The sequence below is a fragment of the Streptomyces sp. NBC_01363 genome (assembly GCF_026340595.1).
In the GTDB taxonomy this organism is placed as follows: Bacteria; Actinomycetota; Actinomycetes; order Streptomycetales; family Streptomycetaceae; genus Streptomyces.
In genome coordinates this window covers 3,321,874-3,346,274 of sequence record NZ_JAPEPF010000001.1, presented here as the reverse complement: position 1 = coordinate 3,346,274, position 24,401 = coordinate 3,321,874, and the positions used below count along the sequence as shown (strand labels likewise).

Sequence of the window (24,401 nt, the reverse complement as noted above, 5' to 3'; positions counted from 1 at the left end):
GAGTGGACATGCCCAGGAACCGAACGGGTACGCGTGCGGACGGGCGGCCGGGCCCGTGGAGGCGCCGGCGCAGGGGGGGCGAGGAGCGGCGCCCCGGCCCGCCGGGACCGTACACCCTGCTGCCCTGGCTGCTGATGGGCATGGGCTCCTTCTCCAATCTCTTCCAGGGCGAGGCACCCAATCCCTGGCTCGGCGGTCTCGGGCTGTTCACCTTCAACTCCCTCTACATCTCCGTGGTGTTCCGCGGCTTCGTCAAGGAGAAGCGCGAGAGCCCGGTGTCGTACTGGCTGCTCGCCGCGATGGCCGCCGTCACGCTCGTGCTCGCGATCGGCTACGGCGGGAGCTGGCTGCTGTTCTTCCCGCTGCTCTCGCTGGCCTGCGGCACCATCCTGCGCAACCGGCAGCTGGCGGTCGGCGTGCTCTCGCTCGCCGCGGTCGCCACCTCGGTGGCGGTGTGGCGCGGCAACGGCAGCTCGGACCCGTGGACGATCGGTTACGGCACCTTCATCTCGGGTGCGGTGACCGCCGCGATCCTCACCCTCGCGGAGACCGTGATGGAACTGCGCACCACCCGGCAGGAACTGGCCCGCACCGCCGTCGAGAAGGAGCGGCTGCGCTTCTCCCGCGATCTGCACGATCTGCTGGGCCACACGCTCTCCGTGATCGTGGTCAAGTCGGAGGCCGCGCGCCGGCTCGCACCGCGCGACATGGACGCGGCGCTCACCCAGGTCGCCGACATCGAGTCCGTCGGCCGTCAGGCCCTCACCGAGATCCGGGAGGCCGTCACCGGCTACCGGGAGGGAAGCCTGGCCACCGAGCTCGACCGAGCCCGGTCCGCGCTGACCGCCGCCGGGATCGAGCCGGTGCTCCGCCGCTCCGGACCACCGCTCGCCCCGCAGACGGAGGCACTGCTGGGCTGGGTGGTGCGGGAGGCCGTCACCAACGTCGTACGCCACTCCGCCGCGACGACCTGCTCGTTCGTGCTCGAAGGCACCGCCGAACGGGTCCGGCTCACGGTCACCGACGACGGCCGGACCCCGGCCGCGCCGCCCTCCCCGGGCATCGGGGGCACCGGCCTGAAGGGCCTCACCGAACGACTCGCCGCGGCCGGCGGCTCGCTGGAAACAAGCCGGGGCCCCGAGGCCGGTTTCGTGGTCACGGCGGAACTCCCGGCGGACGTGCCCGGGGAACCGGACGGTGACACGGGTGGGGCCCCGCTCTCCGTCCCGTGCCGGTGACCGATGCCGAGGCCCGGACGGTCGACCTGGAACTGGCCCCCACACGGTCGTCGATCGCCAGGGAATGCCGGCAGCGGCCGTAGCGACGCTCCAGGGCACACCGCACCCTAGTCTGTTCTCCGTGAACGAGATGCCGCAGGATCATCGTCCGACCAAGTCCGTACGGGTCCTGCTCGCCGAGGACCAGGGCATGATGCGCGGTGCGCTGGCCCTGCTGCTCGGTCTCGAGCCGGACATCGAGGTCGTGGCGCAGGTGGCCGCCGGGGACGAGATCGTGGACGCCGCGCTGGCGTCCCGCCCCGATGTGGCGCTCCTGGACATCGAACTCCCGGGCCGCAGCGGGCTGGACGCCGCCGCCGATCTGCGCGAGGAGGTGCCGGACTGCCGGGTGCTGATCCTCACCACGTTCGGCCGCCCCGGCTATCTGCGCCGGGCGATGGAGGCCGGGGCGGCGGGGTTCCTGGTCAAGGACGGTCCCGTCGAGGAGCTCGCCACCGCGATCCGCCGGGTGCTCGGGGGCGAGACGGTGATCGACCCGGCGTTGGCCGCCGCCGCGCTCAGCGCCGGGCCGAGCCCGCTGACCGCGCGGGAACGGGACGCGCTGAACGCCTCGGTGGACGGGGCGACGGTCGCCGACATCGCGGCGAAGCTGCATCTGTCCGAGTCGACGGTGCGGAACTATCTGTCGTCGGCCATCGGCAAGACGGGCACCCGCAACCGGATGGAAGCGGTCCGGGCGGCGCGGCAACAGGGGTGGCTGTAAGGCCCGTCCGACGGACCGGGCGCGGACGGGCCCCGCGTCTCAGCGCCGGTCCGACCGGTGGCGGGGCAGCCAGAGCGCCATCAGCAGCAGTCCGCCCAGCAGTACCGTGCCGGCCGTCCGGAAGGCGAGTGCGAAGCCGGCCGTGAGCTCCTCCGGTCCGGTGCCGCCCGCGGTGCGGGCCGCCGCGACGGTGGAGAGCACGGCGAGACCGAGCGCACCGCCCATCGTGCGGGAGGTGTTGACGAGGCCGGAGACCAGACCGGATTCGCCGGGGGCCGCGCCGCTGATGGCCAGCGAGGCGAGCGGAGTGGCCGCCAGGCCCGTACCGGCCATCATCAGGACGCCGGGCAGGCAGACCGAGGTGAGGTACGAACCGTCGGGTCCCATCGTGGACTGCCAGCCGAAGCCCGCGGCGGCGATGGCCGTACCGATGAGCGCCAGGTTCTTCGCGCCGGTCACGGCCATCGCCCGGGGCGCGCACTTCGAGCCGAGGACGACGGCCAACGACGTGGGCATCAGGGCGAGTCCGGCCTCCAGCGGGGTGTAACCCAGCACGGCCTGGGCGTACACGGTCATGAAGTACCACATCGAGAACGTCGCCGAGCCGATCACGAGCATCGCCGCGTTGGCCGACGTCACCGCCCGTGTCCCGAGCACCCGGAGCGGCATCAGCGGCTCCGCCGTCCGGGCCTCCACCGCCACGAAGACGCCCAGCAGGGCCACCCCGCCGAGCAGCGGCGCCAGGGTCGCCGTCGCGGTCCACCCCGACTCCTCGGTCTGCACGATGCCGTACGCGACACAGGCGAGGCCCACCGTGACGAGTACCGCGCCCAGCAGGTCGATCCGCCGCCGGTCACCGGCCCGGCCCTCCGCGAGCCGGACGGCGGCGCCGGCCAGGACGAGGACCCCGACCGGCACATTGATCAGCAGCACCCAGCGCCAGGAGAACAGATCGGTGAGCACCCCGCCGATCAGCCCGCCGGCCGCGCCGCCGCCCGCGCCGACGGCCATCCAGGTGCCTATCGCCTTCGTCCTGTCCGGGCCCTCGGGGACGGCGGTGGTGAGCAGGGTCAGGGTGGCGGGGGCGAGCACGGCGGCGCCGAGCCCCTGCGCGGCGCGGGCGGCGAGCAGGTGCCAGCCGTCCTGGGCGAGCCCACCGGCCAGGGAGGCGGCGGTGAACAGGCCGAGGCCTATGAGGAACATCCGCTTGCGGCCGTAGATGTCCGCCGCGCGCCCGCCGAGGAGCATGAATCCGGCGAACGCGATCGAGTAGGCGTTGAGCACCCACTGGAGTCCGGCGGAGCTCATCCGGAGGTCGGAACGCATGGACGGCAGGGCGACGTTGACGACGGACACGTCGAGCACGACGAGGAACTGACCGACGCAGGCGGCGAGCACCGCCGCCCAGGTGTGGGTACTGGTCCGCTCTCGCGGCGGCACGGGCGTCCTGACGTCAACCATGCCCGTCATGCTCGCACCCGTGCTTCGCCCCGCACATCGGAATTCGGGTCTACCGCCGCAGCAGCGTCACCACCGCCGCTCCGCCGAGCCCGATGTTGTGGGCCAGGCCGACCCGGGCGTCCTTCACCTGCCGGTTCCCCGCCTCGCCCCGGAGCTGCCAGGTCAGTTCGGCGGCCTGGGCGATTCCGGTGGCGCCGAGCGGGTGCCCCTTGGAGATCAGCCCGCCGGACGGGTTGACCACCCAGCGGCCGCCGTACGTGGTGGCGCCGGACTCGACGAGCTTTCCGGACTCGCCCTCGCCGCACAGCCCGAGCGCCTCGTAGGTGAGGAGCTCGTTGATGGAGAAGCAGTCGTGCAGTTCGATGACGTCCAGGTCGGCGGCCGAGAGCCCCGACGCCTCGTAGACCTGCCGGGCGGCGGCCCGCGACATCGGCAGCCCCACCGCGTCGATGCAGGTCCCCGAGGCGAAGGACTCGCCGGTGTCGGTGGTCATGGCCTGGGCGACGATCTCCACCGCCCGGTCGCCCAGACCGTGGCTCTCGACGAAGCGTTCCGACACGACGACGGCGGCGGCCGCGCCGTCGGAGGTGGGTGAGCACTGGAGCTTGGTCAGCGGGCTGTGGATGGTCTTCGCGGCGAGGATCTCCTCGACCGTGTACGGGTCCTGGAACTGGGCGTACGGATTGTTCACCGAGTGCCGGTGGTTCTTGGCGCCGACGGCGGCGAGCTGTGCCTCGGTCGTCCCGTACCGCGCCATGTGCTCGCGGGCCGCGTTGCCGAATATCTGGGCGGTGGGCGGGCTCATCTCGAAGCCGTGGGCGGCGGCCATGACTCCGTAGTGCCGGGCCACGGGAGATGTCCTGAAGTCGGCGGCACCGCCGTCCGCGCCACCGCCGCCGAGTGCGCCGCGCGTCATCTTCTCGAAGCCGAGCGCGAGGACGCAGTCGCTGCCGCCGCCCTCGACGAACTGCCGGGCCATCATCAGGGCGGTGGAGCCGGTGGCGCAGTTGTTGTTGACGTTGTAGACGGGGACCCCGGTCAGGCCGAGGCCGTACACGGCGCGCTGACCGGCGGTGGAGGCCTGGAAGCAGTAGCCGACGACGGCCTGCTGGATCTGCTCGTACGCGAGGGAGGCATCGGCGAGCGCCGCCGACCCGGCCTCCTTCGCCATGTCCCAGTACTGCCAGTCGCGCGTCTCGGGCTTCTCGAACTTCGTCATTCCGACACCGACGACGTACGCCTTCATGAGCTTCATGGGCTTCGCGTGCTTCTCGGGCTTCATGGCAAGTCCCTTCAATCGCGCGGGAGGCCGAGGATGCGCTCGGCGACGACATTGAGCTGAACCTGGGTGGTGCCGCCCGCGATGGTCAGGCAGCGGGACATCAGGAAGCCGTGCAGGACCCGCTCCCCCGGCCCCTCGCCTGCCGCGCCCGCCGGGCCGAGGAGTTCGAGGGCGAGTTCGGCGACCTTCTGCTGGTGGGTGGTCTGGACGAGCTTGCGGACGGAGGCTCCCGCGCCGGGTTCGAGCCCGGAGACCTGTCGCATCGTGGTCCGCAGTCCTATGCAGCCGAGCGCGTGGGCCTCGGCGGCGAGTGCTCCGATGCGGGCCCGGCAGGCGCCGTCGAGTTCGCCGGAGCGGGCGATCAGTGCCTCCAGGCCGGTGTCGAAGGTCATCTGGTCGGCCATGTGGACGCGTTCGTTGCCCAGGGTGTTGCGGGCGACCCGCCAGCCGCCGTCGGGCTCGCCCACGACGGCGTCGGCGGGCAGCAGGACGTCGTCGAAGTACACCTCGTTGAAGAGGGAGTCGCCGGTGATCTCCTTCAGCGGCCGGATGTCGATGCCCGGGGTGTTCTTCATGTCGACGAGGAAGTAGCCGATCCCCTGGTGCTTGGGGGCGTCCGGGTCGGTCCGGGCGAGCAGGATCCCGTGGTCGGCCCATTGGGCGGCGCTCGTCCACACCTTCTGTCCGTTGATCCGCCAGCCCTCCTCGGTCCGCTCCGCCCTCGTGCGGAGCGAGGCGAGGTCGGATCCCGCGCCGGGCTCCGAGAACAGCTGGCACCACAGGAGTTCGCCGCGCAGGGTGGGCAGCAGATAGCGGTCCTGCTGCTCGGCCGTCCCATGGGCGATGAGCGAGGGCACCACCCAGGTGGCGATCCCTAGGTCGCTCAGCCTCACCCCTTGTTCCGCCAACTCCCGTTGTATGGCCAGTTGTTGGACGGGGCCGGCGTCCAGGCCGTAGGGGGCGGGGAGGTGCGGGGCGGCGTAGCCGGTCGGGGCGAGGGCGCGGCGGGCGGCCTTCGGGTCGAGGCCGCGGGCGGCGGCGACGGACTCGCGCGCGGCGGCCCGGTGGGCGGCGGCCCCGGCGGGGAGTTCGAGGGCGAGTTCGCGGCGCGCCCCGCCCTCGGCCAGCCGGACGGCCCGCAGCCGGTGGGTGTCGCCGGTCCCCAGCAACTGCCGTGCCACCAGGGCCCGGCGCAGATACAGATGGGCGTCGTGCTCCCAGGTGAAGCCGATGCCGCCGAGGATCTGGACGCAGTCCTTGGCGCAGCCGTACGCGGCGTCCATCGCGTCCGACGCCGCGAGGGCGGCGACCATGGACCGTACGTCCGGGTCCGCCTCCTCGTCGGCGGCGCGGGCCGCGTCCCACACCAGCGCACGGGCCCGCTCGACCCGTACGAGCATGTCGGCGCAGAGGTGCTTGACGCCCTGGAACTGCCCGATGGGGCGGCCGAACTGCTCGCGGACCTTGGCGTGTTCGGCCGCGGTGTGCAGCGCCCTGGCCGCGGTTCCGCAGGCTTCCGCGGCGAGGAGCACGGCGGCGAGGTCGCGGACGCGCGTGGTGTCGGTCCGCACGAGGCGGGCGGCGGGTACGAGCACCCCCTCGGCGTGGATCGCGGCGGTGGTCCGGGTCGGGTCGGCACCCCGGTGCGGGCGGGCGGTCAGCCCTTCGGTGGCGGAGTCGACGGCGAACCAGAGGGTGCCGGTGGCCGATTCGGCGGGGAGGAGGAGCAGGTCGGCATCGGCGCCGGAGAGGACGGGCGGTGCCGTGCCGTCGAGCAGATGGCCGTCCCCGTGTTCGACGGCGGTGAGGGTGCCGGGGCCGAGGGCGACGGCGCCGATGCGCGCACCGTCCGCGAGCCCGCGCACCAGGTCGTGCGGCCCTGCCTCGCGCAGTACGGCGGAGGCGAGGGAGCTCGACAGGTACGGGCCGGGGAGCGCGGCCCGGCCCGCTTCTTCGAGGACCACGGCCAGGTCGAGGAGCCGGCCGCCCCCACCCCCGTATGCCTCGGGCAGATGGATGGAGAGCAGGCCCTGTTCCGCGAGCCCGTCCCAGTACCCGGGGCGCACGCCGGGGGCATCCGGGGCATCCGCGTCGAGCAGTTTGCGGATCTCCTGCGGTGGGACGGAGCGCGCCAGCCAGCCTCGCACGGCCTGCGCCAACTCCCGGTGTTCTTCGGTGATTCCGATGCCCATGCGGATCCTCGCCGGTCGCAGCCACTGGAACGGCGCAAGGGTAGAACACGTTCCATTCTGACGGAAGGTCAGATGACGGCCGGATCTTCGCGCACCTCGAACCGAGTGCGCCTGGTGAAGACTGCCGGCCGGACTCGACAGGCCGTAGCCGCGCCCTCGCGGGGCGGCTGCGGGCCGGCTTCGGTTCTACGGGCGGGCGTTCAGGGTCAGGGCGAGCAGGTCGGGTCGGGTCGGGTCGAGTCACATGAGCTTCCGGCGGCCGGTCTCCCTTCTGAGACCGCCCACATTGATCGGCTGGAGGATGACGGTGATCGCGCCGACCGAGAAGTGCTGCACCGGAGCGCCGGTGTTTCGCCCGTGGAAACTGTGCGGCAGCGCCTGCCCGTTGGTCGGGTCCGTGCCCGCCGTATACATGTCGACGATGCCCTCGTGCCCCTGGCGGGCCTTTGCGTCGGTGCCGTCCGCGGCCTGCTCCACGGTGATGCGGTCATCGCCGTCCACGGCGACCACGGCCGCCACGTGGTAGGGCCACCCGCTGGTGTTGGCGGGCAGCTCGTAATCCTCGTCCCACGCGGTCTCCACGATGGCGAACGCCTGGCCGGGGGCCGGCCGCTCCTCGCCGTTCGCGTGCGGGCCGCCGGGCCTGGCATGCGCGTAGGCCAGGGCGCCCTCCGCGTTCTCCCTTTCGCCCAAGCCGAACTGGCGGCCGCCCAAGGCGAATTCGCTGGCGTCCTGCCCCAGGGCAAGCCGCTGCTGGTGCATGATCTCCTCGGCGGTGTGGGCACAGTCCGCGAGGAAGGTCGTCGACGGCTCGTACTCCGCGTACGTGCGACCCCCGATGTCCCCGCTCTGCCCGGTCGGCGTGCAGTACCTGGGCGCTGGGGCGTTCTCCGCAACCCAGATGACGGTGGTGTCCGCCCCGGGAGTGACGGTCATGAGATAGAGGCCGTTCTCCGAGACCCGTGCGGACCCCAACTCCACGGTGTTGACCTGGGAGAAGCGCTGGAGGACCGTCGCGTCGGTGCCGCGCGCCGTGCCCCGGGCCATGGCGTCTGCTTTCCGCTGTACGGGGGCACCTTGGGGGCCCTGGTCGCTCTGCTCGGGCGTCCGCCTCATCACCCGGACCGCATTGGCCTCGGCCTCGCGCTCGAAGCGGTCGCCGGGGTCGGAGACGCTCAGTCCCGACCCGTTGTCCGTACCGGCCACCGGCCCCCGGCGCTGCTGGATGACGTGCGTCAGCTCATGGGCGAGGGTGTGCTTGTCGCCGCCGCCGTCGCCGATGACGACATGGCTGCCGGAGGTGTACGCACGGGCACCCACCTCGGCAGCGGAGTCGCGGGCCGCGGAGTCGGTGTGCAGGCGGACGTCGGAGAAGTCGGCTCCGAGGCGGGATTCCATTTCCTGGCGCAGCGGTCCGTCCAGCGGCTTGCCCGGCGCGCGCAGCACGTCGTGCACGGCGGAGCGCTGCACCGGCTCCGCCGTGGGCTGTTGGTGGCCGCAGCCCGCGCCGTGCTGGTGCCGGTCCCGCTGGAGCATACGGACGACGGCCTCGTTGCCGATGGTGCGCTGCAGTTCGAGAAGCTCATCGGGCACCCGACTGCTCGGGGCCTCCCCCGGCCGCGCGGCCGCGCTCTTGGCGGGGAGCTGCGGCTGCTTTTCGTTCTTTTTCGGCTCTTGCGCGTGCATGGACTTCCGCTCGTAGGGCTGGCAGTTTCGCTGTGCTCTCCCTGCCTACCTGGTGCAGTGGTCGCGGGTAAGGGATGTACGGGCACGATGCGGTAGCCCGTATGGGCAGCGCGTCCGCCTGGCGGGTATCGGCGGGGGCTGCCCGGGGCGTGGGTACGACCAGCGCGCTCCGGGCCCGCTTCAGCCGGCGTGCCCGCATGCCTCGTCGAGGTACCCGCACGTCATCAAGACCGGCACCAACTCCTACCGGCTGGAAGCCACCCGCGCCAACGCCGAGCAGCAAGCTGTTGCCGGCTGCCCCCGCCAGCCTGTGCGAGCTCGCCCTCCACGCCCTCGACCGAATCGTCGCCGAGCCGTCCGTGCTCGTTGAACTCTGGGGTGGAGCCGACGAGGACGGCCCTTGGCGAGCGCCCTTCTCCCAGTTGCGGAACGCTCTCCTGCCACAGGCTCCGGGAGAACAGCTCAACCTGGTCCGACGCGCCCCGCCCGAGGCCTGTTCCGCACCTCCTCAACTCCCAACAGACCGCCGATTGCGCAACGTTCGATCGGACAGGGCACGAGTGCGCCGTCGTGCGCCGTCGTGCCCCGTTCGTTCCTCGTTCACCGGAATACCTTGGGCGCAGAGAAGGTTTCAGCCTGCACACACTTGGCGGTCGGCGCTGCCCGCCCGCACCGCCCGCATGCCTCTTTCCCAGACCCTCATCACGCCGCCCGGAGGCCGCACGCATGCCACAGACGACGAACGAACAGCACGCCGGGGAACTCCCCGATCCGAGGCCGCGCAAGGCGGGCGGCGGGGTCGTCCCCGTGCTCGCCTTCGCGGGTATCACCGTCGCGGTGATGCAGACCCTGCTCGTCCCCGTCATCAAGGACCTGCCCGCCCTTCTGCACACCGACCCGTCGAACGCCACCTGGGTGATGACCGCGACGCTGCTCGCGGGGGCCGTCGCCACCCCGATCATGGGGCGGCTCGGTGACCTCTACGGCAAGCGGAAGATGCTGCTCGCCAGTCTCGCCGTGATGGTGATCGGCTCCCTGATATGCGCCTTCACCGAAGATCTCGTGGTCATGATCGTGGGACGCGCCCTCCAGGGCTTCGCCATGGGCGCCATCCCGCTGGGCATCGGCATCATGCGCGACGAACTGCCGCGCGAACGGCTCGGCTCGGCGATGGCGCTGATGAGCTCCTCGATCGGGGTCGGCGGCGGCCTGGCGCTGCCCGCCGCCGCACTGGTCGCCCAGCACTCCGACTGGCACACCCTGTTCTTCGGCGCGGCCGGTCTCGGTGTGCTGTCGATGGCGCTCACCGTCCTGGCCGTACCGGAGACCACACTGCGCGCCCCCGGCCGGTTCGACCTCGTCGGCGCGCTGGGGCTCTCGCTCGGACTGGTCTGCCTGCTGCTGCCCATCACCAAGGGCAGCGACTGGGGCTGGACCTCGGGCAGCACGCTCGGGCTGATCGCCGCCGCACTGGTGATCCTCGTCCTGTGGGGCCTGTTCGAGCTGCGCAGCCCGGCCCCGCTGGTCGATCTGCGGACCACGGCCCGACGCGAGGTGCTGCTCACCAACCTCGCCTCGATCATGGTCGGGGTCGCCTTCTACGCCGTCTCGCTGGTCCTGCCGCAGCTGCTCCAGCTGCCGACGTCGACGGGGTACGGCCTCGGGCAGTCGATGGTGGTCGCGGGGCTGTGCGTGGCGCCGCTCGGCCTGACGATGATGTTCGTCGCCCCGCTGTACGCCCGGCTCTCCGCCCGCCGGGGCCCCAAGGTCTCCCTGATGCTCGGCATGCTGATCATCGCGATCGGTTACGGGGCGGGGCTGGGGCTGATGAGCGCCGCCTGGCAGACCGTGGTGATCGCGGTGATGCTCGGGGCCGGCATCGGGCTCGCGTACTCCTCGCTGCCCGCGCTGATCATCGGGGCCGTCGATCCGTCCGAGACCGGTGCGGCCAACGGCCTGAACACCCTGATGAGGTCGATCGGCACGTCGGTGTCGAGCGCCGTGATCGGCATGGTGCTGGCGAACACCTCGGTGCACGCGGGCGGGGTGCCGCTGCCCTCGATGGAGGGGTTCCGCATCTCGTTCCTGATCGCGACGGGCGCGGTGGTGATCGGGCTGGTGCTGGCCTCGTTCCTGCCGTCGCAGCGCGACGCGATGCGCCCGGCGCTGCTGGCGAGCAGTGACGAGGACGCCCTGGCCCCGGTGCCGGGCGCCTCCCGCCCGGTCGCCGGTTCGGGCGGCTTCCGCGGCCGGGTGCTGGACGCGGACGGCGCCCCGGTGGCCCGCGCCAATGTCACGCTGATCGACCACCGGGGCCGGCAGGCCGGTCTCACCGTGGCGGACGAGGAAGGCCACTACACGTTGGCCGCCCCGCACGGCGGCAACTTCGTGCTGGCCGGTTCGGCCACCGGGCACGCGCCGAACGCCCGCCCGGCCGCCTACCCGGGCGACGGTCTGCCGGTCGACGCCGATCTGGTGCTGGGCGTCAGCGCACCGGAGCGTCGAACCGCGGTGTCGTCATGAGCAGATGAGAGACGTCCGACCCCACCGCGAGCTCCTGCGGCTGCGCGCCGCGGGTGAACAGCCGGGCGGGTCGGGCGCCCTGCACCCGGGCCTGGCGTCCGTCGACCCGCAGCCATGACCCTTCGCGCAGGCCGAGCACCGGCACGTCGTTCTCCTCCAGGAATTCGGTGAGCCGCTCCTCGCGGGTCTCGCCCTTGTGGGTGCTGGCCGGGTCCGGGTCCAGATAGTGCGGGTTGATCTGGAACGGGACGAGGCCGAGCGTCTCGAAGGACGGCGGCTGCACGATGGGCATGTCGTTGGTGGTACGCAGGGTGGGCGCCGCCATGTTCGTCCCCGCGCTGGCCCCCATGTACGGCAGCCCGTCCCGCACCGCCTCGGTCACGGCGTCCCGCAGCCCGGTCCGGTACAGCGCGCTCAGCAGCCGGAAGGAGTTGCCGCCGCCGATGAACACGGCGTCGGACGCGGCGAGTTCGGCGACCGGGTCGGCGTTCTCATGGACCCCGCGGACACTGATGCCGGACGGTGCGAGGGCCTCGCGGACGCGCGCGGTGTAAGCGGTGTAGTCGGCGAGCGCGTAGGGGACAAAGGCCAGCCGGGCGTCGGAGGGCAGGAACGCGGTGACGGTGTCGAGTGCGTGCTCCAGATAACCGCGGCCGTGCTGGGTGGAGTTGGAGAGCAGCAGCAGATTCATGGGGTTCCTCTTGGTTCTCTTCCGGTTCATCGGTCGGTACGGGGGCGACGGGTGCGGGACTTCGGGCGCTGCGGGGGGTGGGTGAGCCGCCGCTCCAGCAACTGGGCCGCGTGGCGCAGCGCGTCGAGCCGGTCCTGCGGCGCGCCCTCGAAGAGTTCCTCGGCGCCGCCGAGGCTGAGGCTGCCGTACGGTTCGCGCCCGAGGAAGACCGGTACGGCGACGGTCGCGATGCCGGTGTCGTACTCGCCGACCGTAAAGGCGTACCCCTGGGCGCGGACCTTGAGGAACTCCTCCTCCAGCCGGTCCGGGTCGGTGACCGTCCGGTCGGTGAAGCGGGCCATCGGGCGGCCCCGGAAGAGCCGGTGGCGCTGCTCGTCGGGCAGGTACGCGTAGTACGACTTGCTGGTCGCTCCGGCGTGCGCCGGGTAGAGCTCGCCGACCAGCGGGTAGTAGCGCAGCGGCCCGGCCTCCCCTTCCTCCGCGGCGACGCACCGCATGTGGAAGCTGTCCGGCAGGCAGAACAGGACCGTGTCGCCGGTGACCCTGCGCAGCTCCTCCAGGACCGGCCCGGCCAGCAGCTCCAGCGATCCGGAGCGCTCCCAGAGCCTGCCCAGGCGCAGCACGGCGGGGCCGATGCGGTAGCGGCGGGTGACCGGGTCGGAGACCAGGAAGCCGCGCCCGGCGAGGGTGGCGAGCAGCCGCTGGGCCACCGAGGTGTCCCAGCCGAACTCCTCGGCGACCTCGGTGACGCCCCAGTCGGGTCTGGTCCGCTCGAAGGCGAGCAGCACGAGGAGCGCCCGGTCGACGGTTTGCAGGGCTCCGGCGGGGGTGCGCCGGTCCAGATCGAAGTCCGCCATCGTCATCTCACCATTCAGACCTGAATTGCAAATAACGGGAAACAGTTGCGTTCAACGCTATCCGATCCCGAATGTGGCCTCAGCACCCCGCCCCGCGCTTCCCAGTCGAGGGCCTGTCCGACCCTGATCTGCCGGACAGGCCCTAGCGCCGGCCCGGGTGCCCGGATGAGCGAGAAAGGCCCCCCATGTTGAAGTACGTGCTGGACATCGTCGATCTGCTGGACGATCCCCAGGTCAATGGCAAGACGGTCGTCGAGTACCTCGACTCCGTGAGCGGGACCGAGGGCTCGTCCGCGAAGGTCACCACGGTCGTCGGCGAGCAGGGCTCGACTGACTTCGTGATGGTCCGTATCCCCGGCTCCCGAGGGCGTACGTCCGGGGGCAGTGCCCGCACGCTGGGCGTGGTGGGCCGGCTCGGCGGCATCGGCGCCCGGCCCGAGGTGACCGGCCTGGTCTCCGACGCCGACGGCGCGGTCTCGGCCATCGCCACCGCCGCCAAGCTGCTCGACATGCGCCGCCGCGGCGACGTACTGCCCGGCGACGTGATCGTCGCCACCCACATCTGCCCGAACGCGCCGACCGAGCCGCACGACCCGGTGCCGTTCATGGGCTCGCCCGTGGACATCGCCACCATGAACCGCCACGAGGTGACCGGCGAGATGGAGGCCGTGCTCTCCATCGACACCACCAAGGGCAACCGGATCATCAACCACAAGGGCCTCGCCCTGTCGCCCACCGTCAAGGAGGGCTGGGTGCTCCGGGTCAGCGAGCAGCTCGGCGAGCTGCTGGCCGTGGTGACCGGTGAGCCGTTGGTCACGTACCCCGTGACCACGCAGGACATCACCCCGTACGGTAACGGGGCACACCACATCAATTCGATCCTTCAGCCCTCCACCTCGACGGCCGCCCCGGTCGTCGGTCTGGCCATCACCTCGGCCGCCGCGGTGCCGGGCTGCGGTACGGGCGCGAGCCACGAGGCGGACATCGCGTCCGCCGCCCGCTACGCCGTGGAGGTCGCCAAGGCCTACGGCAGCGGCCAACTGGACTTCCACGACGCGGTGGAGTTCGACAACCTCGTCAACCGCTACGGGTCGCTGGCACACCTGCAGACCTTCGGCCGTACATCCCAGGAGTCCTGATGGCAGCCACCCCGCAGGCCGAGGCCGTGGCCCCCGAGGCCAAGGCCATCGGCAGCGACGACTACTCGCTGTCCCGCGTCCCGCGCGACAAGCGCTTCGGCTTCTGGTCGATGCTGCTCCAGTGGCTGGCCCAGTCCGGCTCGATCTCGCAGTTCACCCTCGGCGCCACCATCGGCGTCGGCATGACCTTCGGGGACGCCTTCCTCGCCTTCACGCTCGGCGCGGTGATCCTGGAGGTCGTGATCTTCGCGATCGGCCTGGCCGGTATGCGCGAGGGCCTGGCGACGCCGATGCTGACCCGCTGGGTCGGCTTCGGCCGCAACGGCTCGGCACTGGTCAGCTTCGTCATCGCGGTCAGCCTGGTCGGCTGGTTCGGCGTCCAGAACACGATCTTCGGCAACAGCGTCTCGGCGCTGGTCGGCGGCCCGTCCTGGATGTGGTGCGTGCTGGCGGGCATCGCCATCACCGCGCTGGTGATCTTCGGCTTCAAGTACATGGCCGTCTTCGCCAAGATCGTGACGCCGCTGTTCTTCGCGATGGTCGCCTGGTCGATCGTCTCGACACTGAAGGACCACTCGTTCAGCGAACTGATCCACTCGCCGCCGCCCGGCCAGACGATCCCGCTCGCCGTCGCCGCCACCGCCATCGCGGGCGGCTACATGACCGGCGCGATCGTGTCCCCGGAGATGACCCGGTACAACCGGAAGGGCTCGCACGTCTTCCTGCAGAGCGCCTCGTCGATGATCCTCTCCGAGTACATCGTCGGCCTGACCGGTGTGCTCCTGGGCCACCTGGTCAAGAGCAACGAGGTCTCGCACATCGTGCTCTCCACCTCCGGCGCCTTCGGCGTGATCGTGGTCCTGATGTCCACCGCCAAGATCAACGACTGGAACCTGTACGGCTCCTCGCTCGGCGTCGTCAACTTCTTCCAGGTCGTCTTCGGCAAGCGGGTCCACCGCGGCGCGGTCACGATCGTCCTCGGCGTCGCGGGCACGGCCCTGTCGGCGGTCGGGATCATGACCCACTTCACCGAGTTCCTCTCGATCCTCGGCGTCGCCATCCCGCCGATCGGCGGCATCATCGTGGCCGAGTACTGGGTCGTCAAGCGGATGCGCAAGCCGCTGGACGAGACCCGGGAGTCGGAGACCCTGCCGAAGTCCTCGCCGACCTGGGTGCCGATGTCCATCGCCATCTGGATCGCGGCGTTCTGCGTCGGCAAGTTCTACGACGGCGGCATCCCGGCCCTGAACTCGCTGGCCACCGCCTTCATCCTGTACAGCGTCCTCGGCCTGCTGGGCTGGGTGAAGCCGTACGGCACCTCCACCCTGGACGACGAGGACGACACCGCCGCCCCCGCCGCCCCCGCGACAACCCCTGTGGGAGCAGCATGACCCCCCTCGACCCCACCGCCCCCTCCTTCGTCCCGGCGTCCGACGAGGCCCAGGACGAGGTCATCGAACTCTGCGCCGAACTGATCAGGTTCGACACCTCCAACCCCACCAGCAACGAGCGCGCGAGCGCCGACTGGGTGGTGGGCCGGCTCGCCGAGGTGGGCATCGACTCCGAGCTGGTCGAGTCCGCCCCGGGTCGCGCCAGCGTCATCGCCCGGATCGCGGGCGCCGACCCGGAGCGCGGCGCCCTCCTGGTCCACGGCCACCTGGACGTCGTCCCCGCCGACGCCTCCGAGTGGCAGGTCCCGCCCTTCTCCGGCGAGATCCGCGACGGCTACCTCTGGGGCCGGGGCGCGATCGACATGAAGGACACGGTGGCCGTCATGCTGGCGACCGCCCGCCACTTCGCCCGCACCGGCACCAGGCCCTCGCGCGACCTGGTCCTCGCCTTCCTCGCCGACGAGGAGGCGGGCGGGAAGTTCGGCGCCCACTGGCTGGTCGAGCACCGCCCGGAGCTCTTCGCCGGGGTCACCGAGGCGATCGGCGAGGGCGGCGGCTTCTCCTTCGCCATCGACGACACCCGTCGCCTCTACCCGATCGAGAACGCCCAGCGCGGCATGGCCTGGATGGAGCTCACCGCCACCGGCCGGGCCGGCCACGGCTCGTCCCCCAACGACGAGAACGCGGTCACCGACCTCGCCGAGTCCCTCACCCGGATCGGCCGCGAGACCTTCCCCATCCGGCTGATCGAACCGGTCCGCGCCCTGCTCGAAGAGGCCGCCCGCCTCTACGGTGTCGAGTTCGACGAGAACGACATCGAGGGCAGCCTCGCGAAGCTGGGCCCGGTCTCCGACTTCATGCAGGTGGTGCTCCGCAACTCCGCGAACCCCACCATGTTCGACGCCGGCTACCAGACCAACGTCATCCCCGGAAAGGCGACCGCCCGGGTGGACGGCCGCTTCCTGCCCGGCCACGAGCAGGAGCTGATCGACACCATCGACAAGCTCCTCCTCCCCTCGGTCAGCCGCGAGTGGGTCAACCACGACATCGCGCTGGAGACCACGTTCGACGGCCCGTTGGTCGACGCCATGTGCGAGGCCGTGCGCGCCGAGGACCCGGACGGCCACCCCGTCCCGTACTGCAATCCGGGCGGCACCGACGCCAAGGCCTTCACCCACCTCGGCATCCGCTGCTTCGGCTTCAAGGGCCTCAAGCTCCCGCACGACCTGGACTACGGCCGGCTCTTCCACGGCGTGGACGAGCGCGTCCCGCTGGAGGGCCTGCGCTTCGGCGTCCGGGTCATGACCCGACTCTGGCAGAGCTGCTGACCTCCATATCGCACCCCTGCCAGGGGCGCCCCGACCCGGGCTCACCCCGCGTACGCCCCCGCCGCACACGCATCGCGTCCGGCGGGGGCGTACGTCATTGCGCCCGGAACCGGTGCTGTCCCGCTGCTCGCGCATCACGCAGAGGCTGCGCCGACGCAGAACTCGTTGCCCTCCGGGTCTCCCAGCGCACGTAGCTAGGGTGCGTTTCAGAAGTGGATCTTGACGTGTGTGCTGGAACTCCCCGGAGCTGGTTCATCCGGATCTAGTTCGTCAAGAAACGTCACCGGGACGTGAACCATGCGGCGAGCCCGCTACCTGTGGTCGTGGCGAAGGCTGCCACCAGCCATCCGGGGATGCGCTGGATCGTCAAGTGCGCCCCGCCGATGCGGAGTTCGATTGCGGGGCTGCGTTCGGTCTTGGGCGTCATGGCTGCCTCTCGTGTGTTGGTGGACCTCATTGCAGACGCCCGGCAGGCGCTCGACTTGCACACTTTGTGCAAGTTTCCGGAGCTGCCCGTTCCGTGACGTCGTAGGAAGCGATGAGACCACCACGTCGGGGCCGTTTGTTCACCGCTGTGAACACACGTTGTCCCAGCAGGTCGATATCCCACCAACCGGAACGACGCTGACTTGCAACACGCGCAGGGTGGCAGCCAATTCGGCTGGAGAGCCGGAATCGCAACTCACTGAGGTTAGGAGAACCCGACGTGCCCCGTAGGCCCCGCCCGCCGTGCTCGGTACCCGGGTGCCCCGAGTTGACTGCCCGTGGTGGCCGCTGCGCTCGGCATCAGAGGGAAGCGGACAAGGATCGTGCGTCACGTGGTGGCGCTGCCGACACAACGCGGTGGCAGCGCATCCGTGGGACGTACCTGTACACCAACCCGTGGTGTGTCCTGCGCGGTCGCGCGGCGAACGTGGCACATCACTTCCCGCTGTCTCGGCGCGAGTTGATCGCGCGGGGTGAGGCGAACCCGGATGCGGCGAAGCATCTTCGCCCTCTGTGCGTGACGTGTCACAACGGCGAGACCGCGCGCAATCAGCCGGGCGGATTCGCTGCTGAGGTTCGCTCTCGGCATGAAGCGTCTGAGCGTCCGCCGTTCTGACCAGGGGGTGACCCCTTGCCCCTCTCGCTGCTGAGCGGCAGGGAGGCAAAAAGCTCGCGCCGCAGCTACCGCCCTTTGCGCGGGGAGGCTCCGCGCTGTCCACATGACCGACTCACGACCTATGGGAGGGGTGAGGGAATGGCAGACCCGATGCGTAAGACACCGCCGCTACAGGTGATCCGCGAGGGCAACCCCGGCAAGCGCCCCGTTTCCGAGGGTGTGCGGGTTCCGACCGCCGAGCTGTCCGAACCGGACTGGACGGACACGTTCGCGGACGTGCCCGGAGATCAGTGCGCGGTGAACGCCCGTTACCGGGAAGTCGCTTCACGCGAGTGGCGCAGGGTCGTCCCGGTACTGGAGTTCACGGCCGGTATCGGCGCCGTGGATACCGCCACACTGACGGATTACTGCATCTGTGTTGCCCGTATCAACCAGTGCGAGCGCCCCAACTTGGGGCGTGGCGGGGCTCTCGCTACGCCGGGACTAGCTCGGGCCGAACCGTCTCGCGTGCGCGCTCGTACAGGGCTTGGGCGTCATGGTTCCGGGCGTGGGGGCGAATGAGGTTGAACATGTCCGTCATCCGCTTGTCGATGCGCCCCGAGTTGACCAGCGGGTAATCGTCCAGCGCGAGCCCCCACGTTTGGCACGCGGCTTCGAGATGTCCCACAGCCAGTTGCCGCTCGGCGAGGATCGCCCGCTCCTTGACGCGAGTACGCCGGTAGACGCTGTCTCGAAGCCTGTCCGACTCCTGCATGGCAGCAACAGCGCCGTGCACGTCGCCCATTTCGAACCGGACCTGGCTGGTGTGGTAATTGAGTGATGCGGGGGCGTACGAGCCGAACGCCTTCCCACGAGACTCCGCCTTGTCCATGGCGACTTCGGCCTCCTGCAAGTAGACGAGCGCGGAGCGCCGGTCGCCGACCTGTGCGGACGCATGTGCCTGCTGGCCGGCGAGAAAGGCACGCATTCGCGGACCGGCCTGGGGAGAGGAAGCCGCCGCAGCATCCGCGAGCCGCATGGCCATCGGCCCTTGTCCCAGGTCCACCGCCTGCACGCTCATGCCCCGAAGCGTGGTGCAGTACGTAAGGTGGTCCTCCGACGCTCCCGCAAGCTCCAGTGCTTTCAGGTAGTAGCGCTGTGCGAGCCCGTGCAGACCCTCGTCAACCGCCATGTATCCGGTGAGGTAGCAGAGATCGGAAGCCGCGGACATCATGGCTTTGCGTACGTCCTCGGGGCCGTCCGTCCTGAGGAACGGAGCGACCGTGTTCACCAGGAAGGTTGCGGCGAGGGGGCGAGCAGTTCGGCCTCCGAACTGGTCGTCCATTGACGAGAGCTGCTCTGTCATGGCAGAAACCGTGTGCACATCGGACATGCCGATGCGGGTCCGGCTGCCTATCTGCGCAGCTTCCATGCGCCCCACCACGTCCGGCCAGTTAGGCACTGTCAGTGCGACGGAGAACAGAGCGACGCTGAGCACGCTACGGCGGGAGGGGTCCATGTCCAACCGTCCGAGATCAATGATCCCGTCAACCGTGCTGGACGGTGTTGCCTCCGTCCCGTCCTCGGGATCTGGGAAGCCGACTTCCGCATACGTGACGGGCCGCCCGAGGCGCCGGGCGAACGCTTCCAAGATCAACGGCCGGGCAACCTCGCGCGGCATGCTCCCGCTCAACCACTGGTGAACGGAAGGCGCATGGTACTGCTTCGGGGTGCCGCGCTCAGTCCCAACCCGGTTGATCGCTTGCGCGCACTGCCGCAGCGTCCATCCAGTCTCGCGGAACAGCCGCTCCAGTGCTGTGTTCGCCTCGCTGGTGCCCACGGTCGTTCAACTCCCCACGCACGACTGCGTTAAGCGCTTAACGCTCTTAATCCTTGTGCGCTTCACAACAGTACCGCCGGGGGTGATTACGCGGTTGCCTAGAGCGAACAGTCGGGTTCGCAGCGGAAGGAACAGGCGAGTGAATGCAGAGCCGGTACCGCCCTCCGAGGGGGCGCTGATGCGGGACACGAGCCGTAGCCGAATCGGAGAGTTCCGTGGGCTCGCCGGCCCGTACTGGTCGCTGCGGCCGGTCGGTGGTGGTGCCGAATGGGAAACCGAGCCCGAGTGGGTTCGCGCACTGACCCCCGCCGAACGACTCAGCGTCGAGACCGCTTTGCGGAATCTCAGAAGCAGCCGGGGCGGGCTGTGAGCACGGCTCCCAACGTGCCGAACCAGTTCCTGGTCGAAGTGCACGCGGGCGACGACCGTCTATCTCGGCGGAACCCTCACGGCGACTCCGCGGCTTGCGCTCCGGTGACTCCGGGGACAAGCCGACCGGCTTGCGCACGGGCTGGGCCCGGATCCTGCCGACAGTCCGTGGATTCCCTCGGTCGTGTTACGGCCGGTGCCCCGTCCGTGCGCGACGCACCCACCGAGTTACGTGCGTGGGCCGACGACGACGAGCGCCAGGACGACGCATTGCACCAGCTCGCCACGGGGGCCAAGTTCGCGTTCGTTGCCAGGGACAGGACCGGTTGGTATGGGCTCACCGCTCGCCCCTTGCTCATACCGGAGTCCATGCAGGCACCGGCCACGCTGACCAGCGCCTGACCCCCACCAGACCCCGCCCGGCTGCCCCCATGTCAAAGGGACGGTGGCAGTCGGGCGGCTCCACCAGGCAGATGAGAGATCAGGCAGACATGGGTAGCCCCAGTTTCAACCAGCGCCCCCGAATCCGACGTACGCCCGCGGAAGTGGCGGCAGCCCGAGAAGCCGCGGTTGCGGCCCGAGACGAGCTGATCGCCAAGTACCGGAGCGGGACGACGATGAAGGAACTCGCCTCTGGGTCGGGCGTGGATCGCGATTGGCTCCGTGCGCGCTTCGTGGAGTGGGGCGAGTTGATCCGGAGTGGTCACAAGTCGTGACCCATGTTCCGGCTTGCTCACCTCCCCTTCCGTAGCCCACCCCACAACTTCCGTCATCGGTGGGGACTTCCCAAGGCTCCGGACCGCTCACGCCCGGCAGCTCATCCGATGGCGGCTCGCTCGACTCCGTGTGACGGCGGAGAGCGGAGCGAGCATCCCCGCCCCCAACCGGGGCCGGATTCGGCACGCAGAAAGACGCGACCAGTGTTCAAGAAGTCCAGCCCCACCGTGGCGGCGGTGAGGAAGGAAGCCAAGCGCAGTACGGGCGGGGAGCCGACCACCCCCGACGACAACCAGGCAGCAGCACAACGTAAGGCGCTGCTGCACGAAGTCCCTGTGGACATTCGCCAGCAAGGGCGGAGGGAAGCGACGCAGGACAGCGCGGCCGACCGGCCCCGCTCCAACGGGGATCGGACCCGCGCGTTCGGACGGGCCAGTCAGGGGGCCGCGCCCACGATCGAGGATCTGTGCGGGCACTGCGCACATGAGAAGTGCGCCATCGGTCCCACGGGCGACATGTGGCCGTGCGTCCTCGGGCGGTTCCTCACCATGGGCAACGTCAAGGCCACTCCCGTGGCCGAGGTCTGGAACGGCGCACAGGCAGCGCGGGTCACTGCGGACATCGCGGCCGTGCACGGAACCGGAGTTCAGTCGTGCACCCCGCCGCAGTTCCTTCCCATGTGCGGCCCGTGTGGGCCCTGCGTCCCTTCCGTGGGGCGGACTGCTGTCTTTCAGGGGTGCCGCGCCTTCGCCCGCGCGGTGAGGGAACCGAGCCCTGTCCGTGCTGCCTTCACGTGGTGCATGGGCGGGGTACGGCTGGGACGTCGTGGAAGTCCGACCGGGCCGCGTCCAGGTACTGCCGCACCTCGGGGCCGAGGTGCTGCTCGCCGATCCCGTCGCCGCTGGGGATCGACCAGGCCAGTCCCCGGGAGTCGAGGAAGCCGTTCACCGCGGACAGCGCCTCGATGTGCCGCGCGAGCTAAAGCGGGGCTGCGGCGCCACCGTCACCAGGCCGTCGGCCCTCCGGGGAGCGCGGGGCGGCCGCGCCCCCCGCCGACTCCTTCGGCGGGGGCGTACGGCACGATGGGGCGCCGTCGAACGCGTACCCGTCCCCACCAGGAGGAACCCGTGCCCGCCGAGTCCGTCGTCGAGCCCGCGCCCGAGATTCTCGCCGCCTTCCAGGCCGCCAAGGGCTTCATGCCGGTGGTCGAGGGACTCGCGCTGTACGCGGCCGCCACCGAGGCCGCCGCGCTGGGGCTGCCGCTCCTGGAGGTCGGCACGTACTGCGGGCGCTCCACCATCCTGCTCGCCGATGTCGCGCGGGCGGCCGGTGTGACGGCCCTCACCGTCGACCACCACCGCGGCAGCGAGGAGCAGCAGCCCGGCTGGGAGTACCACGACCCGACCGTGGTGGACCCGGAGGTCGGCCGGATGGACACGCTGCCGACCTTCCGCAGGACCCTGCACGCGGCAGGCCTGGAGGACCACGTCGTGGCGCTGGTCGGACGGTCCCCGCAGGTCGCGGCGGTCTGGGGCGGGAAGCTGGGCTTCGTCTTCATCGACGGCGGCCACACCGACGAGCACGCCAACGGCGACTACGAGGGCTGGGCCCCGCATGTCGCCGAGGGCGGGCTGCTGGTGATCCACGATGTGTTCCCGGACCCCGCGCACGGCGGCCAGGCGCCGTACCGCGTCTATCTGCGGGCACTGGCCTCCGGTGCGTTCACCGAGGTGTCCGTGACGGATTCGCTGCGGGTACTGCGGCGTACCGGAACCGGCATCTGAGGGCGGCCGTCCGAGGGCCCCGATAGCATCGCGTGGTGCCGTACGACGAGAGTGTTCCCCCCACCCGGCGCCGCCGGTCCCTGCTCGCCGCCGCCGCGTTCGTCGCCGTGTGCCTGACCGCCGCGGGCTGCGGCGCGGGCGACGTCGTCGGCGGGGCGCAGGCCGAGCCCCGGCAGGGCGGCAGCGGTACCTCTGCCCCGCCACCGTCGAAGACCGCTCCGGCGCCGGAGAAGACGTCAGCCTCCCCCACCCCGTCCGCGAAGCCGAAGCCCTCGGGGCCCACGCCGCGCACGGGCGGCGGGGCCACCGGGCCGCTGTCCGGGAAGACCGTCGTCATCGACCCCGGGCACAACCCGAACAACCACCTGCACACCCGCGAGATCAACCGCCAGGTGGACATCGGCACCACGCACAAGGAGTGCGACACCACCGGAACGTCGACCAACTCCGGTTACGCGGAAGCACAGTTCACCCTCGATGTGTCGCACCGGCTGCGCACCCTCCTCCAGAAGCAGGGCGCGAAGGTCGTGCTGACGTACGACAACGACCGCGCGTACGGGCCGTGTGTCGACGAACGGGCCCGGATCGGCAACGAGGCGCGGGCCGATGCCGTGGTGTCGGTGCACGCGGACGGCTCAGCGGCCGGCAACCGCGGTTTCCATGTGATCCTCCCCGGGCCGGTGCGGGGCGGGGCTGCGGACACCTCGAAGATCGTCGAACCGTCGCGCGACCTCGGCACCCGGATCGCGGGGCTATTCGTCCGCGCTACCGGAAGTGCGCCTTCCAATTACGTCGGTGGCAATACCGGATTGGACGTTCGCAAGGACCTGGGCGGACTTAATTTGTCGACCGTGCCCAAAGTGTTCATCGAATGCGGCAATATGCGTGATCCGAAGGATGCCGCCCTGCTCACCAGCGCGGGCTGGCGTCAGAAGGCGGCACAGGGGATTGCCGACGGCATCAGCAGCTACCTCAACGGGTAGCAAGAGGTAGTTCTGAGGCGAAATTGGGGGGATGTGCGGGCGGCGTCCGGGCAGGAACACAACCCACCCGATCAGACGATAGATTCATCCGTACGATGGGGGCCGCGCCCCCCGAGCTTCGTGCCGTGCCCGCCGCACCCGTGCAGGCGGCAGCGACGACCGCCCCGACGAGACGATCGACTAAGGACCTTCACGTGAATATCCGCTCCCTCACTCGAGGCGACGGCGTGGTGATCGGAGCAGCGGTCGTGCTGTTCATCGCCTCTTTCCTCGACCTCTACGGCTTCGACTGTCCTGCGGGCATCAACTGCTCCCGCTACAACGCCCCGAACGCCTGGGACTCGCTCGGGCTCCTGATGAGCGTCTACCTGGCCGGGATCATCGGAGCGGCGCTGGTCATCGTGGGCCGCGCCACCCCGGGCCGCAAGGTCGTCGGCTTCGACCTCGGTCAGTTCGGTGCCGCGCTCAGCATCTTCGCGGTGTGGACGGCCTTCTGGACGATCATCGACGGCAGCAACACGGGCGCCGGGCTGATCCTCGGCCTGCTCGCCGCGATCGTGCTCGCGGGCGGCGCGGTCGCCACCCCGCTGGTCCCCGCGCTCAAGGCCCCGCTGGTGAGCGCCTCGGGCCCGAGGGGCGTGCAGCCCCCGTACGGCGGTCAGCCGCAGCCCGGCCAGGGATACGGCTACCCCGGTGCCCAGCAGCCGTCGTACGGCGGCCAGCCGGGTCAGCAGCAGCCCTACGGCGCCCAGCCGCAGCCCGGTCAGCCGCAGCCCGGTCAGCCGGAGCCGCAGCCCCAGGCGGGTGCCCAGCAGGCCCCCGCCGCGGGTGCGCCGACCGGTGACTTCACCCCGTTCTGGTTCGCGGTGCCGGTGGCCCGCCCGCTGTACGGGGAGGACGGTTCGCCGTCGCCGATCGCCGAACTGGCGCCCGGCACCTGGTACCTCGCGGTGGAGCAGCGCGGTCCGGGCCTGATCGCCCAGACCCAGGACGGCCGTCGCGGTGTGCTCCAGGACGCCACGGGCATCCAGCGCGGCTGATCCCGCGCCCCACGGCAGTACGAGAGCGGCCCTCCG

19 protein-coding genes and 1 pseudogene are annotated in these 24,401 nt (G+C 70.7%); 11 read left to right on the top strand and 9 right to left on the bottom strand.

Annotated features, from left to right (window positions below; genetic code table 11):
* Positions 1-8 precede the first annotated feature (8 nt).
* On the top strand, positions 9-1,238 hold the full coding sequence (locus tag OG611_RS15435) for a sensor histidine kinase (RefSeq protein WP_266419860.1): 1,230 nt from the start codon (positions 9-11) through the stop codon (positions 1,236-1,238).
* 130 nt (positions 1,239-1,368) lie between these two features.
* A complete protein-coding gene (locus OG611_RS15430) occupies positions 1,369-2,001 on the top strand; it encodes a response regulator transcription factor (RefSeq protein WP_266425911.1) in 633 nt (210 codons plus the stop codon).
* Positions 2,002-2,040: 39 nt separating this feature from the next.
* Here OG611_RS15430 and OG611_RS15425 read toward each other — a convergent pair whose 3' ends face one another.
* From OG611_RS15425 to OG611_RS15410, 4 genes are all read right to left on the bottom strand, one after another.
* Positions 2,041-3,462: an MFS transporter gene (locus tag OG611_RS15425; protein ID WP_266419858.1), complete on the bottom strand. Its 1,422-nt coding sequence runs from the start codon at positions 3,460-3,462 to the stop codon at positions 2,041-2,043.
* Between the two features lie 49 nt (positions 3,463-3,511).
* Positions 3,512-4,708 carry a lipid-transfer protein gene (locus OG611_RS15420; RefSeq protein ID WP_266425909.1) on the bottom strand — a complete coding sequence of 399 codons (1,197 nt, stop codon included), beginning with the start codon at positions 4,706-4,708 and terminating at the stop codon, positions 3,512-3,514.
* A gap of 47 nt (positions 4,709-4,755) precedes the next feature.
* Positions 4,756-6,936 (bottom strand): acyl-CoA dehydrogenase, encoded by a 2,181-nt coding sequence (locus OG611_RS15415; RefSeq protein ID WP_266419855.1) that lies wholly within the window; start codon positions 6,934-6,936, stop codon positions 4,756-4,758.
* Positions 6,937-7,176: 240 nt separating this feature from the next.
* Positions 7,177-8,622, bottom strand: coding sequence for a DUF4157 domain-containing protein (locus OG611_RS15410; protein ID WP_266419852.1), 1,446 nt, complete (start codon positions 8,620-8,622; stop codon positions 7,177-7,179).
* Between the two features lie 726 nt (positions 8,623-9,348).
* Between OG611_RS15410 and OG611_RS15405 the strand changes: the two genes are divergently transcribed.
* Positions 9,349-11,145: an MFS transporter gene (locus tag OG611_RS15405; RefSeq protein ID WP_266419849.1), complete on the top strand. Its 1,797-nt coding sequence runs from the start codon at positions 9,349-9,351 to the stop codon at positions 11,143-11,145.
* Here the strand turns inward: OG611_RS15405 and pepE are convergent.
* A complete protein-coding gene (gene pepE / locus OG611_RS15400) occupies positions 11,108-11,836 on the bottom strand; it encodes a dipeptidase PepE (protein WP_266419846.1) in 729 nt (242 codons plus the stop codon). The genes OG611_RS15405 and pepE overlap by 38 nt on opposite strands.
* A gap of 26 nt (positions 11,837-11,862) precedes the next feature.
* The gene (locus OG611_RS15395; RefSeq protein WP_266425906.1) at positions 11,863-12,693 is read right to left on the bottom strand and encodes an IclR family transcriptional regulator; all 831 of its coding nucleotides are present in this window, start codon (positions 12,691-12,693) and stop codon (positions 11,863-11,865) included.
* Between the two features lie 185 nt (positions 12,694-12,878).
* Between OG611_RS15395 and OG611_RS15390 the strand changes: the two genes are divergently transcribed.
* The 3 genes from OG611_RS15390 to OG611_RS15380 are packed head-to-tail and all read left to right on the top strand — an operon-like array spanning position 12,879 to position 16,551.
* Positions 12,879-13,832: a DUF1177 domain-containing protein gene (locus OG611_RS15390; protein ID WP_266419843.1), complete on the top strand. Its 954-nt coding sequence runs from the start codon at positions 12,879-12,881 to the stop codon at positions 13,830-13,832.
* Positions 13,832-15,223, top strand: coding sequence for a cytosine permease (locus tag OG611_RS15385; RefSeq protein ID WP_266419841.1), 1,392 nt, complete (start codon positions 13,832-13,834; stop codon positions 15,221-15,223). Before OG611_RS15390 ends, OG611_RS15385 begins: the two co-directional genes overlap by 1 nt.
* On the top strand, positions 15,220-16,551 hold the full coding sequence (locus tag OG611_RS15380) for a M20/M25/M40 family metallo-hydrolase (protein WP_266419839.1): 1,332 nt from the start codon (positions 15,220-15,222) through the stop codon (positions 16,549-16,551). The genes OG611_RS15385 and OG611_RS15380 overlap by 4 nt, the downstream gene beginning before the upstream one ends.
* Before the next feature lie 280 nt (positions 16,552-16,831).
* On the opposite strand, the gene OG611_RS15375 is transcribed toward OG611_RS15380, so the two are convergent.
* Both OG611_RS15375 and OG611_RS15370 read right to left on the bottom strand, forming a co-directional pair.
* The gene (locus OG611_RS15375; protein WP_266419837.1) at positions 16,832-16,978 is read right to left on the bottom strand and encodes a hypothetical protein; all 147 of its coding nucleotides are present in this window, start codon (positions 16,976-16,978) and stop codon (positions 16,832-16,834) included.
* A 1,147-nt stretch (positions 16,979-18,125) separates the two neighbouring features.
* Positions 18,126-19,472: a tetratricopeptide repeat protein gene (locus OG611_RS15370; RefSeq protein ID WP_266419834.1), complete on the bottom strand. Its 1,347-nt coding sequence runs from the start codon at positions 19,470-19,472 to the stop codon at positions 18,126-18,128.
* Positions 19,473-19,650: 178 nt separating this feature from the next.
* Here OG611_RS15370 and OG611_RS15365 point away from each other — a divergent pair, with 178 nt between their 5' ends.
* Complete coding sequence (locus OG611_RS15365) at positions 19,651-19,842, top strand: hypothetical protein (protein WP_266425903.1); 192 nt, start codon at positions 19,651-19,653, stop codon at positions 19,840-19,842.
* 718 nt (positions 19,843-20,560) lie between these two features.
* Positions 20,561-21,160 (top strand): annotated as a pseudogene (locus OG611_RS40895) (SPASM domain-containing protein); the annotation flags it as partial.
* A 187-nt stretch (positions 21,161-21,347) separates the two neighbouring features.
* On the opposite strand, the gene OG611_RS15360 reads toward OG611_RS40895, so the two are convergent.
* Positions 21,348-21,506 (bottom strand): hypothetical protein, encoded by a 159-nt coding sequence (locus OG611_RS15360; protein ID WP_266419831.1) that lies wholly within the window; start codon positions 21,504-21,506, stop codon positions 21,348-21,350.
* A gap of 248 nt (positions 21,507-21,754) precedes the next feature.
* Here OG611_RS15360 and OG611_RS15355 point away from each other — a divergent pair, with 248 nt between their 5' ends.
* The 3 genes from OG611_RS15355 (at position 21,755) to OG611_RS15345 (ending at position 24,365) form a co-directional block, all read left to right on the top strand.
* A complete protein-coding gene (locus OG611_RS15355) occupies positions 21,755-22,342 on the top strand; it encodes a class I SAM-dependent methyltransferase (RefSeq protein ID WP_266425899.1) in 588 nt (195 codons plus the stop codon).
* A 35-nt stretch (positions 22,343-22,377) separates the two neighbouring features.
* Complete coding sequence (locus OG611_RS15350) at positions 22,378-23,325, top strand: N-acetylmuramoyl-L-alanine amidase (RefSeq protein WP_266419828.1); 948 nt, start codon at positions 22,378-22,380, stop codon at positions 23,323-23,325.
* Between the two features lie 194 nt (positions 23,326-23,519).
* On the top strand, positions 23,520-24,365 hold the full coding sequence (locus OG611_RS15345) for a DUF5336 domain-containing protein (protein ID WP_266419825.1): 846 nt from the start codon (positions 23,520-23,522) through the stop codon (positions 24,363-24,365).
* Positions 24,366-24,401: the final 36 nt, after the last annotated feature.

Coding starts and splice junctions, on each gene's coding strand:
- OG611_RS15415 (WP_266419855.1), bottom strand. CDS start 6,936: ATGGGCATCGGAATCACCGAAGAACACCGGGAGTTGGCGCAGGCCGTG.
- OG611_RS15410 (WP_266419852.1), bottom strand. CDS start 8,622: ATGCACGCGCAAGAGCCGAAAAAGAACGAAAAGCAGCCGCAGCTCCCC.
- OG611_RS15365 (WP_266425903.1), top strand. CDS start 19,651: ATGCGGGACACGAGCCGTAGCCGAATCGGAGAGTTCCGTGGGCTCGCC.
- OG611_RS15395 (WP_266425906.1), bottom strand. CDS start 12,693: ATGGCGGACTTCGATCTGGACCGGCGCACCCCCGCCGGAGCCCTGCAA.
- OG611_RS15375 (WP_266419837.1), bottom strand. CDS start 16,978: ATGACGCCCAAGACCGAACGCAGCCCCGCAATCGAACTCCGCATCGGC.
- OG611_RS15355 (WP_266425899.1), top strand. CDS start 21,755: ATGCCGGTGGTCGAGGGACTCGCGCTGTACGCGGCCGCCACCGAGGCC.
- pepE (WP_266419846.1), bottom strand. CDS start 11,836: ATGAATCTGCTGCTGCTCTCCAACTCCACCCAGCACGGCCGCGGTTAT.
- OG611_RS15435 (WP_266419860.1), top strand. CDS start 9: ATGCCCAGGAACCGAACGGGTACGCGTGCGGACGGGCGGCCGGGCCCG.
- OG611_RS15425 (WP_266419858.1), bottom strand. CDS start 3,462: ATGGTTGACGTCAGGACGCCCGTGCCGCCGCGAGAGCGGACCAGTACC.
- OG611_RS15385 (WP_266419841.1), top strand. CDS start 13,832: ATGGCAGCCACCCCGCAGGCCGAGGCCGTGGCCCCCGAGGCCAAGGCC.
- OG611_RS15420 (WP_266425909.1), bottom strand. CDS start 4,708: ATGAAGGCGTACGTCGTCGGTGTCGGAATGACGAAGTTCGAGAAGCCC.
- OG611_RS15380 (WP_266419839.1), top strand. CDS start 15,220: ATGACCCCCCTCGACCCCACCGCCCCCTCCTTCGTCCCGGCGTCCGAC.
- OG611_RS15390 (WP_266419843.1), top strand. CDS start 12,879: ATGTTGAAGTACGTGCTGGACATCGTCGATCTGCTGGACGATCCCCAG.
- OG611_RS15430 (WP_266425911.1), top strand. CDS start 1,369: ATGCCGCAGGATCATCGTCCGACCAAGTCCGTACGGGTCCTGCTCGCC.
- OG611_RS15405 (WP_266419849.1), top strand. CDS start 9,349: ATGCCACAGACGACGAACGAACAGCACGCCGGGGAACTCCCCGATCCG.